Here is a 13537-nt window from a genome sequence, read left to right as displayed (position 1 = left end):
TAACTATATAATAAAGAAGATGGCGCCAACTTTCAATCCGCACTTGCTTGGCGATTAAGCACCTCAACGTGACTTGTGAACCATTTGTCCTCTCTGCCAGAAAATAGTGGTCTCTACCATCTCTTATTCGGCGCTTTCCGTAACCGCTCTTATTCCCGCATAGTGGCGGCGCTCCTCAAAAAAAATCAAGCTTTTCAACCTCAAAGATTGAAAGCTTGCTCGGCGGTACCTGCTCGATTATGGAATGTTAATCAAAGATTTGGCGCTGACTCCGAGACTGGCACTGGCATGGTTGGTAAACCGGCCGTCCAATGCGACTGCCGACGGATCCGCATACAAGATGCGTATGGGGTAATGCTGTGTCGTACCGCCATCGCCTTGTGGAAGCAAGAATGCGGCCTTGACCAGCCGTGACGAACTGCCTTCCAGATAGGCTCCGCTCTTCAAGTTGTTTACTGTAAACACTTGGCCGTTTTCCGACATGGTAGAGCCCGAGTCATGTACATATTCGCACAACCGGGATACGAACCCGCTGGAGCCGCATTCGCGCATATGATTGCCGCCTGTTTGAACGAGCCTGATGTTATAGGTAGAAATGCCGGCGTATTGGGTTGCTGTCGTAATATTCTCCGTTCCCGGATTGACGTCCCTGCCGCATCGGATCGTCGTATTGCCGGTCAGCGTTATTTGATCGCGTCCCGCCACGCTGATCCCTGTTCGTGTCGCATCTCTGACCGTATTGCCGGTTAATGCCGAACTGAGGTCCGTATTGCCCCATATCGTGTCCGCCGGCACATTGATTCCGAGTCCGATCAACTGGGACAGCACGTTTCCGGATATGACCGCATCGCCGAATACGCGGATTCCGTCACCCGTGGTATAGTCGATGACGTTGCCGGAGATTTTGACCGGCTTCTGGAATTGGGTCAATATACCGCCGCTGGCGAGCCGGGTCGCTGTAGGCGGCTTTCCCGCCCCAGTAATCGTATTGCTTTCTATAATAATGTCTTCGGAAGACTGGGCGAAAGATGTGCCGGGCCGATCGAATCCGTACACTCCATACTCATACGGATTCCGGATCGTATTGCCATGGACTGAAACTCTTGCATTGCTGGGAGAAATGCCTCCGGCCATAATCGTTATGGCGGCGGTAAGAACGACCGAGTTGTTGCCCGGCATGACGGTCTTGGCTCCGGCCTCGTGAATGATGTTATTCGTAACGTCGATATCTTCTCCCTGAGCGACCAGGATGGAGTGGTAACGGGTTGTCTTGATCAGGTTATGATCGACGGTAATGCGCTTGTTGCGGGCAAAAGCGTTGTTGTTCAGCATTTCGCCGATGCCGACCGCGTTGTCCCCAATGAAGCTCATCCGGTTATGAGCTACCGTCATTTCCTCGCACCATTCCACGAGAAAGACCGCATTGGCTTTCTGGGCGAAGTCGGTCGGGTTATACAGCTTGTTCCGGCTAATATCCGCCCCGCGAACGGCCTTGAGCCATATTTGGCTGCCGCGGATCGAGCTGATCTTATTGTTGCGGAACACGATCTCGGTCGAGAGCGTTGCCGACTCGCCGCCTGCCGCCACGGTCCCTTGGGCGACCAGCCCGTCCCAAGCAAAATCATAGATGCGGGTATCGCTTACCTCGCAATGGTGGCAATTGGCGAACGACACTGCAAACGCATAATTGAGGGCAGGACGTGTACCGTCCCAAATGTTGCCGCCTTCAGCCTCGTCGCTGACGATCTGTCCGTCCATGCCGATGCCGCTGATTGCAATGTCCGTGCAAGCGTTAAACGAAAATATGCCTTTGCGGCCCATCTTGTGAAGCGTTCCTTCGCCCTCGATTCGTTTGCCGTTATAACCTTGGATGAAAATGGAGCCGGCAGCGCCGACGCCGTAATCCCCCTTCGGGATTACCGTCTTGTAGACCGACTTGATGGTTGTTTCCAATACAAGCCGGTTATCGAACCCGGTTGTCCCGTCCCAATCGGCGATCGCTCCGAACATTTGAACTGGATAGCTTTCGAGCTCAGGACGATAGAAACATCCCAGCCCGCTTGGCTGAGTCTCGCCGACGCCAAGAAGAAAGTTGGAGTGCCCTGCGCGGGATCCGTCCCATGGAACAGTCGGGCTTATAACGGTTCCGCCGTTATGTTCGCTCTTTGGCTTGCTTGGGTTCCAAAACAATAGGCCGCCGCCATAATCCGTATTCGCGTGATATCCCTTCACAATATACAGCGTATCGACTGTCATTGAAACGGTGAAAAAATCAACCACGCTGTTCAGAACGATAGTATTACAACAGTCCAGCAACTGCGAGCCTTTCGGGGGCTTATCCGGTTTCCTGGCATTATCTCCGTATACGGATTCCAGAACGGATGCCGCGTTGGCATGAGCGGTGTCGAGCGACGAACCGATGACCGCAGCCCCTGCCATACCAAGTGAAGCCAATACGGCTCTTCTGCTGATGGCGCCGTTCCGTCCGTTTAGCGCCTCTTCCCCGCTTCCCCCGGTCTTCTTCGCATTGTTATCATCCATCTTGCATTCCTCCTGTTAAGTTAAATATTGAAATCGCTTACATTTCGATCGAAAAGAATCGACTGCCCGGGCGGGACAAGCTCCTAATAGGGCGAATCCCGCAATCTGACCGGTCGCATTTCAATTATTTTGCCGTTCTGTTTCTCTTGGCTTCCTCGATCCGTTTGAGCGCGAGCTCCTCCGCCTCGCGGAACGCCGTGTTCATATCTTTCGTACCGTTCGCTATCGGCAATGCGGAAGCCGCGTATACGCTGTTCACCGAGAACGTATAATCCGCGGAAGGCGGGATCGGAGCATTTTTGTACTTGAAGAGGGCGGCATAATTTTTATTCGGAAAAGCCGTTTCTTTCCCATACTCTCTCTTCGTTTCATCCGTCATCAACGTTGGAATGAAGCCGCGCCGGGAAACCCAATTCTGGTATTCGTCCGAAATCATGAACTTCAGCACTTCCATGGCGGCGTCTTTCTCCTTCGTCATATTGGTCAAGCCGAAGTAGAACGGAGTTGTCTGCGAACCGACTCCCGGCGCATCGGGGAAGACAGGCACCGTAACCATATCCCAATTGAACTGCTGCATGGCGGGGATTAGGCTCGGGCTGATGTAGATGGCAATGTTGTACGCGTACATCGCCAAATCCTGTTTCGTCACGAACGCATCGTTGCCTGGAATCGCTTTCAATGCTCCGATCTTGCTGCGAACGCCGTTATCCTGCATCGGTTGCACGAACAGCGCATCGAACAGCCTGCGCCAGCCGGGATTCGTATTAATTGTCGGCTGCTCCGTCTCGTTGTTGACTATCGGGATGGACAACTGGTTCTGAGCAATGAATTGACTCGGGGAAGTACTCAAACCGACATACTGTGTGCCGTTATCAAATCGCGTCAGCTTCTTGCCGAGCTCGATCGCTTCATCCCATGTCATGCCGTCCCGCGGATAACCGACGCCGAATTTATCGAATATATCTTTATTGTAAAAGAGTACGAACTTCATATCGGTAACCGGAACGCCGTACGTTTTCCCCCCGGAAAACTGCTTCATCGCTTTGATCGATTCCTGCTCCAGCCGGCCCAGATCGACTTGATGCTTCTTCATCAGATCGGTCATATCGTACTGCATCCCGAACGAGAACAGCGTATTCTCGAAAATCCCGATATTGTTGTAGAAAATATCGATCCGTTGGCCTTCCGTCAGCAGCTTCGTCGTGCCTTCCTGGATGTTCCCGCTCGGCATCTGAATGTACTTGAACGTGTGCTGCGGAAATTTTTTGTAAAGCAATTCACCGTACTGTTTATCGAAGAAATCTTTCGGCTGGGTCGAACCCCCGTAGAACACAATTTCCGCCGGCGGCGTCTGCGCGTTCGGTGCTTTATCCGCGGCACCGTTATCCAATTTGCCGCAAGCGGCAAGCGGAAGCATGAACAAGATAGACGCCATTCCCATTTTTCTCGATACGATCGCCACGTTGTTGTCCCCCTCCAGCATCGTTTGCTCCTACCCTGTAAATTCGCTGAATATACAGGGTAGGAGCATATCTTCGCGGATATAAGTATCTTACTAAAGTTACATTATCGCCGCGACATTAAAATGTAAACGTTTTCAATCCTTGCCGCATGTTCGCTTCTGTTCCGCCCGACATCCGGCGTTACATCTTGATCCCCAGCTTGCCGCCCTCAAGGACAACTTCATAGCGGAGCAGCCTCATATTCGGGCGGGCGAGCGATTTCCCCGTTTTGATCTCGAATTCCCAGCCGTGCCACGGACATCTGACGATTTCGCCTTCTCTTCCGAACGAGTACTCGTATACTTCGGAGGGCAAATTCGTACCGCACACCCGCCCTTTGCACATTTCCGCCCCTTGATGAGGACAGTAGTTCAATATCGCGTAATATTCGCCCCGTATATTGTAAATGACGACGGAACGGCCCGAGACGTCGTATACGCGATGCTGTCCTTCGCCAATCTGATCGGCCGTGCCAACAACATGTACAGTCATTATGCCTTCCCTCTCTACAGCTTGTATAACTGCTTGGCATTCTCGTAGAATATGCGTCTCCGCTCTTCCGGCTTCAGCCATCTCAGAATGTGATCGGGAGAATCGAAATCCCAGTGCGGATAATCGCTGGAATAGAGCAAAATATGCTCCGCGTCGATCATCTCGAAAATATGCTTCAGATCGGACGGTTGGCTCGGCTCCTCGATCGGTTGAGTCGTGAAGAAGCAGTGGTCGCGAATGTAAGCGCTTGGCATTTTTTTCAGCCAAGGGACTTGAGAGCGCAGCGCCGTGTAGTTTTTATCTAGCCTCCACATCAGATGCGGCAGCCACGATACGCCGCCCTCGATGAACACGAATTTCAATCGCGGATATTTCTCGAAGACGCCCTCGCAAATTAAGCTGGTGAGATGCGCCATGAACGTCGTCGACAGACAAGTATGCCACTCGATATACCACGTCGGATAACCCGCCGCCGTAGGCGGATTGGCCTGTCCCGCTCCTTCCGCTCCGGGATGGATCGCGATCGGCAATCCGTTTCTCTCGGCCGCCTCGTAGATCGGATGATAGTACCGTTGGCCGAGCGGCATGCGGGAAGCGCTGCTGCTCACCACCTGGACGAAGCCGGGGTGAGAACCGAGCCGGTCGATTTCTCTCGCGGCCAACTGCGGGTCCTGCAAAGCTACCAGTATGGAGCCTTTGAATCTGGGATCCTTATCCAACCAATGGTCGACCAAATAATCGTTGTAGGCGCTGGCCACGGCTGCGGCGAAATCCGGATCATGGCCTACCGATACGCTGAACAAATTGCTGGTCAAAATCGCGTATTCCATGTTATACGGCTCCACCAGCTGCTTGATGACGAAATCCGGATCTGATCCAACACCGCCTCCGCCCGGAGGCAAGGCATCTTGCCTCCCGACTCCGACCGGAGAGTAATATCCGGAGTACATCAGGCCCAGTCCCGATTGGGCTACCCGGTCCTTCCAAGCATCGGGCAAGTAGGGCAGCAAATCTCTGTCGCTTCTAAGTGCATTGTGTACGTCGCAATCAATGATCTTTAGTTTTTCACTCAACATCCGATCCCCTCTCTGCTTCTAACTTACCTCCAATTTATCATGATCGCGATTTCAATATCCATGAACGTTAGCGATTCTTTTTGAACGATTCAACCCTTTTTCGAAATGCATCCGTTGAAAAAGGACATTGGACTCGCACGTAGAATGGAATAATCGACTCCGGAGAAGGAGAGGTGGGATTGCCTATGTTTACTTTGAAATCCGTCTTGTACGACGACCGTATCGAGAAATGGCAAATCCGCGAGGAGCCCGTTTATCACCACATTCTGATCTTCGTAACAGGCGGCAAAGTTATATATCAGGTCAAGGAAGAAGTAATCGAGCTTCATGATGGCGACGTGCTGTTTATTCCGTCCGGCACGATACGCTCCTGCCGCAACGATCCCAAGGGCCCGCATCAGAAATATTCGGCTCATTTCACCGCTACCGGAGAGGCGGAGTCGGCCCTGGACGTATTGCGCGAACACGGCGTATTCAAATGGAGGATGCACAACGCCAACTATTTCAGACAACGGTTCTCCATGCTTCTGATGCAATGGTTCGATCAAGCACAAGGGGGGCATCTGATCTGCCAAGGAATCTTGCTCGAGTTGGTAGGGAGATTGATACACGATGCGCGGCACAAGCATAGCTCCGCCGTCAAGAAGGACCTGATCAACAGACTGCAAAACTACATCGTGCACAATCATTGCAAGCCGATTCAGCTGTCAGACTTGGCGCGCCATATCGACCGATCCCCGAATCACGTGACAAGAATATTCAAGGAAATGCTCGGACAAACGCCCATCGATTTCATTCATCAGGTCAAAGTATCCGTAGCTTGCGAATTGTTGAAGTCAGGCGGCATGACGATCGCGGAAATATCCGATCATCTCGGATACTGCGAGCAATCTTATTTTCACCGCATATTCAAAAAGTTTACCGGAGTCGCCCCCACCGCCGTTCAGAAGGGCCATTCGATCGCCTTCGTCCCGCTTCCCGGTCTCAGTGCAGCTGCCAGAAAAGAAGCTGCAAAAAAAAGGAACTAATAGACCATTGTTAACAATCGATTGAAGAAGGTTGCACTTGCCAGAGTGATACGATCTTGGCTATACTGGTAACGAAACCGGTTGCAAGCCGTATTTCAACTTTTTCATAATGGAGCGAACCAAGAATGTCATTTCAATTTAAGAACCAATCCAACTTCTCCCTCCGTCACCGGGTCGGCAAAGAAATCCGCGATGCGATTGTAAGCGGAGACTTGAAGGCCGGGGATAAGCTGAGAGAGTTCGATATCGCAAGTCAAATGGGCGTCAGCCGCGGTCCGGTCCGGGAAGCGCTTCGTGATCTTGAGGCGATGGGCCTGGTCAGCAATCATCCGTACCGCGAAACGGTCGTAGCCGATGTGAATAAGGCGGAAATTACCGAGCTGCTCATTCCGATCCGGATACAGCTCGAGCTCTTCTCGATACGCACGAAGCTGGCGGAGATGGACCAAGCATTCTTTGACATTTTAAGAGAGACGATCGCAATTATGAAGAAGGCAGCCGCCGATAACGACATATCCTCGCTGGTCGAGGAGGATATCCGTTTCCACGAAACGATCATTACTTACAAAGAAACTTCTTTCCCGAAGCAAATTTGGTATGGCATCGTGAACAGGCTCCGCATTCACTTTATTAAAAATATGAAGCTCGCTCCCGACCTGAGCCGGATTCCCGCCGATCATGAGCTGCTGCTGGAAGCTTTGATCGCCCAAGATTTAGCCAAAATCGAGGAGCTATGGATTCATCATATAAGCCGACGCGATTCACTGCTTTGCTTCGACGACAATACCGGATCAAACTAAAATAAGCACCGGAACATGTAGAGGGCGGTCCCTCTCAAGTTCCGGTGCTTTCGGCTTTCGATCGCACAATCGCATGTCAGTGAGGCTCGATATGAACATGAACGTGCTGAATTTGATACTTGTCCCATAATTCGCTCTCGATATGTTCGGTAATCGCATGACTGTCTAATACGTTCATCGCTTGGTCCACTTCGATGACGAGATCCACGAATATTTGGTTGCCGTGGACTCGGCCTTTAATGTCCTTCACTTTTTCGACGCCGTCGATCCATTTGACCGCGTCTTTATATTTTTCCAGTTCCTTTACGTCAAACCCGTCCGTAAGCATGTGCGTCGCTTCGCGAAAAATATCCCAAGCCGTTTTGCAAATGAGGATGCCCACTATAAGAGCGGTGCATGCATCGAGCCATGGCAGCCCCCATACGCTGCCAAGGATGCCCACGACCGTCCCTAAGCTGACAAGCGCATCCGAACGGTTGTCGGCTGCAGCGGCTTTCAGAGCATGGCTTCCCGTTCTCTCGGATAAGCGGATATTGTACCGGTACACCAGGAACATGACGCCTGCCGATAAGAACGCTACCCAAGCCGCCGCCATTCCGGGCGACTGGAATTCGCCCCGGACGAACTTCGCGCCCGAGCTGATCAGCACTTCCAGGCCGACCGCCGCCATAATAAAAGAAGCGACCATGGAAGCTACCGTCTCCGCGCGCGAATGCCCGTATTTATGATCGGAATCGGCCGGTTTCTTGGAAATTTTGAGTCCGATGAGTACGGCTAACGAGGCGATAATATCCGTACTGTTATTGAGTCCGTCCGCCATTAATGCTTTGGAGCCCGAAATATAACCGACTCCGAGCTTGAGCGCTGACAGCGCGATGTACACGATAATGCTCAACCAAGCTCCGAACTCCGCGCTATACTTCCGTTTTTCTTGAATTGTATCCACGATACGCTTATCTCCCATCCACGATAAAAGGGTACCGTGTCATTATACAAAACGTACTTCGAGTGGGTCTAGAGAAACAGTCTTGCCCCGCGGTAGAAGTCTTCCTGTACGCCAATACAGTTTAACCGGACCAATCATGTTGCACCGGCACAAATTATGGCAAAAGGATGTCGGCGGACCGCATTCGAATCGTTATAAGCATTCACACAGCCGGATGACGAATTGCTGCAAGTACGACTCGTCGATTTCGTCAAACCGGTCCGGCTTCGGGCTGTCGATGTCCAGAACCCCGATCAACTCGCCGTCCTTCACCATTGGAATGACGATTTCCGATTGCGAAGCGGCATCGCATGCAATATGGCCGGGGAATTCATGCACGTTGGCGACGCGCACGATCGCCCTTTCCCGGGCGGCTTTCCCGCATACTCCCCGGCTCAGCGGAATGCGCACGCATGCGGGCAATCCTTGAAAAGGTCCGAGTACGAGCTCGCCGTCTTTATATAAATAAAACCCGACCCAATTGATGTCGTCCATAAATTGGTTCAGCAAAGCCGAAGCGTTGGACAAGTTCGCGATTCGATCGGTTTCACCGTCCACCAGAGCTTGCAGCTGCCGGATGACGGACTCGTAATTTTGCTCCCTTGTTCCTTGATAGGCTTCGACATGAAACATGCTTCCGCACCTTCCCCATTCCGTAGTAACCTCTATTATAGATGGATACTCCCTCCTGCCGCCACCAACTTGACGCCCGGAATGATGCGTATAATTTTACCACCGATCAGGAAAATTAAACGTTGTTGTTAGTTAAATAAAGGAGGTGCCATTATGGCCAAATCCAATAACGAACAAACAAAAGCGATGGTTCAGACGACAAAGCTGAACAAATTGCCTGTCCCGGGCGAATACGAAACGGAGTTTTCCGCCGAGGAAGCCGCTGAAGTGTTCGAACAAAACGAATCCGCTAACCAAGCCTACGAGAATGAAGAGTAAAATGAAAGCAGGAGTTCCCTATAGCCGGGAGCTCCTGCTTTGTTCCGTGCCACTATCTTCGAATAACGGCAGTCTGGCGACAATCTCTTTGTTATGATCCTGGATATCGGCCGAATCTTCCGCTTCGAATCCTAGGCTCTTGTAAAGTTTCGAAGCGGCTTCATTGTCCGGCTTGAAGCTTATGGTCAAATCTTTGCTGCAATCCGGCTTGCTTTTTATTAAGGCTATCGCTTGCTGCAGAGCGGCACGGCCGTAGCCTCTGCCCTGATAGCTCTTATCGATCATGAGCCGCAAAATCCAATAACGTCCGTCATCGGGATCGCGTCCGTACATCATAAATCCTACCATCGTTTGATCCTTGTAAATCGCAAGAGGAACTTTGTCGGGCTCGTACTTGGCTTGAGCAATCGAGTATACATTGGGGGCGACAAATCGCTCTTGTCCTTCCCGGACTTGCAGTCGAACGCATTCCTCCCAATTGTGTTCAGTTATCTCTCTAAATGTAACGGACATCCGGTTCCTCCTCGAGTTCGCGCAGAAGAACCTATCGAAGCGTGCATCTGCGGTGCGGCTAATTATTGGGTAATCGGCAATATCGGCTTGCATTTCTATTTTAGGACAAGATACCTTATTCCTGACAGGTGAACTATCGTTATCAATTATTTATTCGCCGCGATCGTCTCAACACCTCAAAAAAAAGAAAGCCGTGATCCCTCACGACTTCTGCATACCGCTCGATCTATTCGCTTGTTCGCAGACGTTTGGCCAGTCCGGTCAAAAAATAGAGCAGCACGTGCATGCTGATGCGGGTCGTCCTGTCGCGCGTATCGCGGTTCGGATCGACGCATACCATATCCATGGCCGCGACACGATCCCAAGCACCGAGCGCTTCGGCGCAATAAAACAAGTCGATCGGCGACAACCCGCCCGGACCGATAGCCGGAACTCCCGGCACGTCCGACTGATCCAGCACGTCGATATCGAACGTCGCATACACCGCATCGACTTTGGAGGCGAGCCGATCCATCGCTTCCTCCAGTACCGTTCGGATGCCTTGCTCGCGAACTTGCTTCGCCGTATAAAGCGTTATCCCCTGCTGCTCCGCATAAGTCCGGTACTCCTTCGAATTTGCGAAGCTGCGCAGCCCGATTGTGACAATGTCCTCCCCCCGGACCGCTTCCGTCTCGACCAAGCTGCGCACCGGCGTTCCGTTCGACCGTCCGCCATATGCCGTATCCCGTACGTCGAGATGGGCGTCGAACTGGATAAGCCCGATCCTTTGCCGCCGAACGCTTCGCAATCCGGTCACGGACGGGTACGTGATCGAGTGGTCGCCCCCGATCAGACAAGGGACGGCGGTAGGCAGGCGTTTGGCCACTTCGGCCATCGCCCGCTCGATGTTGGTGTGGCATTGCGGGATATCGGTGACGTGCATCGCGATATCGCCCAAATCGCGAACTCGCATATGGCGCAAGTCGAGATCTTCTTCAAAGTTGTAAGTTGTAAACGCGCTGAACAGCTGACGGAAAACGCCGGGATGCATGTGAGCGCCCGAGAAGCTGATCGAGCTTTTGGACAAAGGCGCACCGATGACAGCCGCATCCAGCGCCTCCGCTCCGTCCCATTCGGTAATCCAGTCGCTCAGCCGGGTAACGTAAGGGTCCCCCTGACCGGAAGTATGAACAATGCCCGGTCGTCCGATGTATGGTATACGTTCCAATTGTGGACTCCTCCTCCTCTCGATACTATGCATGGGCTGCCAAAACCTGGCTCAGAAAGCTTCTGGTTCGGGCATGTCCGGGCTTCGTAAAAATAACGGATGGCGGCCCCTGCTCCAGTATGACGCCCCCGTCCATAATGACAACCCGATCGGCCACGTCGCGCGCGAAGCCCATCTCGTGCGTGACGATAGCCATCGTCATCCCTTCCTGCGCAAGCTTGCGCATGACTTGCAGCACCTCGCCCACCGTTTCCGGATCGAGCGCCGACGTAGGCTCGTCGAACAGCATCACTTTCGGTTTCATCGCCAGCGCCCGGGCGATCGCCACCCGCTGCTTCTGACCGCCGGACAAGCTGGACGGCTTCGCGTCCGCCTTGTCCTCCAAGCCCACTTTGCGGAGCAGGTCAAGCGCTTGCGTCTTCGCCTCCGCATCCCCGACTTTCAGCAGCGACTTGGGAGCCATCGTAATGTTCTGCATAACCGTTTTGTGCGGGAACAAGTTGAACGATTGGAATACCATTCCCACCTCCTGACGTACCCGGTTCAGCTCCTTCTGCGGCATTTCCCGGGATACGCCGTTTACCGACATACGGCCGATCGGTTTCCCCTCGATGACGACCTGGCCTGAATCGTACGTCTCCAAATAGTTGATGCAGCGCAGCAGCGTGCTTTTGCCGGAGCCGGATGGGCCGAGAATGACGACGACCTCGCCTTGATTGATATGAAGATCGATACCGCGCAGAACGTGGTTCGTTCCGAACCTTTTGTGCAGACCATTTATCCGAATCATTTCGTCTCCTCCCCCGTACTCCATCTTTTCTCCAGCTTCAAGCCGATCAGCCCGATTACGTTATTGACCAAGTAGTACAGAATCGCAACGGCTAATAGAAACTCCATCGTCTTGTACGTATCGGCGATGATGATGTTTGCCTGCCGGAACAGCTCGACTACCGTAATCGTCGACAGCAGAGACGAGTTTTTCGTTAGCGAGATCAGCTCGTTCGTCATCGGCGCCAGCATCCGTACGTTCGCCTGCGGGATGATGACTTTGCGCATCGTCTCGGCATAGGAGAAGCCTAGGGAGCGCCCGGCTTCCAACTGGCCTTTGTCGATCGATTGGATCGCTCCCCGGATGACTTGCGAAGTATAAGCGCCGCTATACATGCCGAGCGCAATGATACCCGATACCGACGCAACCGTGTCGATGCCGAACAGGATCGGCAGCCCGTAGTAGAGCAGGAACAGCTGTACGAGCAGCGGCGTTCCCCGAAACCATGATAAATACGTGAGCGATACGTAGCGGACCGGCTTGTTTTTGGCCATCTGGCCGAACGCGATCAGCGTGCCGATGACGAGACTGAGCGCGAAGCCGCCCAGCGTATACAACACGGTGAACCAGAGCGACTTCAGGAGGAGACCTGTATATTCCCATTCCAGAAGCACGCTAAAATCGAAATGCTGCATAGTTCCTCCCCATTTCCTGTTTACTCAAACCATTTTTTGACGATCTGATCGTAAGTTCCGTTCGCTTTCACGCGCTTCAACGCTTCGTTAACCGCTTTCTTGAACTCCGGATTTTCTTTGCGGATGCCGTAGCCGTAAAACTCTTCCGTCAACTCCTGCGGAAGCACCTGAACCGTTCCCTTTTCCTTTGCATACGTCTTGGCGGCGGGGGATCCGGTAATAACCGCATCTACCTTGCCGGTTTCGAGCTCGAGGAACATTTCGGTGTTTTTCTCCACTTTCACCATCTGGATGTCTTTATAGCCTTCTTCCAGAAACTTGACCGATTTCGTGCCGATTTGCACCGATACTTTTTTGCCCTTCAAATCATTAATGCCGTTAATCGACTTGTTGTCCTTCTTCGTCATGATGGACAGACCGCCCGGGAAATACGTGTCGGAGAAATCGATCGTCTTCATCCGTTCTTCGGTAATGTACATAGCCGACACGATCAGGTCGAACTTGCCTGCCTGCATGCCCGGAATGAGTCCTTTGAACTCGGTATCCACGAATTCCACTTTATCCGCACCAAGCTCCTTGGCGACCGCCTGAATCAGCTCGATGTCGAACCCTTCGTATTTATCGTTGGACTTGTACTCGAACGGCTTGAAGGTAGCGTCCGTGCCGACTGTAAGCGTCTTCGTTTTGGCGATCTTCTTCAGCACCTCGTCCGAGCTGGCTGCGGCGGAGCCGTTCCCCCCAGCGGCTTGTCCTTCGGTTTTCGGCTGTTCCGCCGGCTTGCTGCCGCACGCCGAAGCGAGCACGGTCAACACGCATAACAGGATGGCGAGCCACAATCCGGGTTTTATTTTCGCAGTAAACATAAATTCATTCCCCCATCTTCGAAATTTTGCTGCCTGTTATTTTAATAAGCAATTATCGTGCCAATCGATTAAAGGGCGGCAATAATCCGTCAATTGTAAGGGTTTACAACACAAA

Annotated in this window: 14 protein-coding genes; 3 read left to right on the top strand and 11 right to left on the bottom strand. The window is 52.5% G+C overall.

The genetic code is table 11. The features are described from left to right. Positions 1-237: 237 nt before the first annotated feature. From FE783_RS04810 to FE783_RS04795, 4 genes are all read right to left on the bottom strand, one after another. Positions 238-2541 (bottom strand): right-handed parallel beta-helix repeat-containing protein, encoded by a 2304-nt coding sequence (locus tag FE783_RS04810; RefSeq protein ID WP_138878185.1) that lies wholly within the window; start codon positions 2539-2541, stop codon positions 238-240. A 124-nt stretch (positions 2542-2665) separates the two neighbouring features. Beyond that, positions 2666-4024 (bottom strand): ABC transporter substrate-binding protein, encoded by a 1359-nt coding sequence (locus FE783_RS04805; RefSeq protein WP_138878184.1) that lies wholly within the window; start codon positions 4022-4024, stop codon positions 2666-2668. Positions 4025-4184: 160 nt separating this feature from the next. Continuing rightward, positions 4185-4535 (bottom strand): Rieske (2Fe-2S) protein, encoded by a 351-nt coding sequence (locus tag FE783_RS04800; protein WP_138878183.1) that lies wholly within the window; start codon positions 4533-4535, stop codon positions 4185-4187. Between the two features lie 14 nt (positions 4536-4549). After that, positions 4550-5611 (bottom strand): amidohydrolase family protein, encoded by a 1062-nt coding sequence (locus FE783_RS04795; protein WP_138878182.1) that lies wholly within the window; start codon positions 5609-5611, stop codon positions 4550-4552. A 185-nt stretch (positions 5612-5796) separates the two neighbouring features. Here FE783_RS04795 and FE783_RS04790 point away from each other — a divergent pair, with 185 nt between their 5' ends. Next, positions 5797-6639 (top strand): helix-turn-helix domain-containing protein, encoded by an 843-nt coding sequence (locus FE783_RS04790; protein WP_138878181.1) that lies wholly within the window; start codon positions 5797-5799, stop codon positions 6637-6639. Positions 6640-6764: 125 nt separating this feature from the next. Continuing rightward, the gene (locus FE783_RS04785) at positions 6765-7439 is read left to right on the top strand and encodes a GntR family transcriptional regulator (RefSeq protein ID WP_138878180.1); all 675 of its coding nucleotides are present in this window, start codon (positions 6765-6767) and stop codon (positions 7437-7439) included. A 76-nt stretch (positions 7440-7515) separates the two neighbouring features. Here FE783_RS04785 and FE783_RS04780 read toward each other — a convergent pair whose 3' ends face one another. Both FE783_RS04780 and FE783_RS04775 read right to left on the bottom strand, forming a co-directional pair. Continuing rightward, complete coding sequence (locus tag FE783_RS04780; protein WP_420799709.1) at positions 7516-8385, bottom strand: cation diffusion facilitator family transporter; 870 nt, start codon at positions 8383-8385, stop codon at positions 7516-7518. Between the two features lie 192 nt (positions 8386-8577). Beyond that, on the bottom strand, positions 8578-9057 hold the full coding sequence (locus FE783_RS04775) for a GAF domain-containing protein (protein WP_138878178.1): 480 nt from the start codon (positions 9055-9057) through the stop codon (positions 8578-8580). Between the two features lie 153 nt (positions 9058-9210). Here FE783_RS04775 and FE783_RS37895 point away from each other — a divergent pair, with 153 nt between their 5' ends. Then, complete coding sequence (locus FE783_RS37895; protein ID WP_202916125.1) at positions 9211-9375, top strand: hypothetical protein; 165 nt, start codon at positions 9211-9213, stop codon at positions 9373-9375. Between the two features lie 18 nt (positions 9376-9393). On the opposite strand, the gene FE783_RS04770 is transcribed toward FE783_RS37895, so the two are convergent. The 5 genes from FE783_RS04770 to FE783_RS04750 all read right to left on the bottom strand — a co-directional run bounded on the left by FE783_RS04770 (position 9394) and on the right by FE783_RS04750 (position 13422). Then, entirely contained in the window at positions 9394-9888 is a 495-nt protein-coding gene (locus FE783_RS04770; RefSeq protein WP_138878177.1) for a GNAT family N-acetyltransferase, read from the bottom strand. A gap of 226 nt (positions 9889-10114) precedes the next feature. Then, on the bottom strand, positions 10115-11095 hold the full coding sequence (locus tag FE783_RS04765) for an agmatinase family protein (protein ID WP_138878176.1): 981 nt from the start codon (positions 11093-11095) through the stop codon (positions 10115-10117). 25 nt (positions 11096-11120) lie between these two features. Next, positions 11121-11885, bottom strand: a complete 765-nt coding sequence (locus FE783_RS04760; RefSeq protein WP_138878175.1) for an amino acid ABC transporter ATP-binding protein — start codon at positions 11883-11885, stop codon at positions 11121-11123. After that, on the bottom strand, positions 11882-12559 hold the full coding sequence (locus FE783_RS04755; protein ID WP_138878174.1) for an amino acid ABC transporter permease: 678 nt from the start codon (positions 12557-12559) through the stop codon (positions 11882-11884). Before FE783_RS04755 ends, FE783_RS04760 begins: the two co-directional genes overlap by 4 nt. 20 nt (positions 12560-12579) lie before the next feature. Next, entirely contained in the window at positions 12580-13422 is an 843-nt protein-coding gene (locus FE783_RS04750) for a transporter substrate-binding domain-containing protein (RefSeq protein ID WP_138878173.1), read from the bottom strand. Between the last annotated feature and the right edge of the window lie 115 nt (positions 13423-13537).

Origin of the sequence: Paenibacillus mesophilus (genome assembly GCF_005938385.1) — a bacterium.
GTDB classification, from domain to species: Bacteria; Bacillota; Bacilli; order Paenibacillales; family NBRC-103111; genus Paenibacillus_AB; species Paenibacillus_AB mesophilus.
This window is presented reverse-complemented; position numbering and strand designations above follow the sequence as displayed.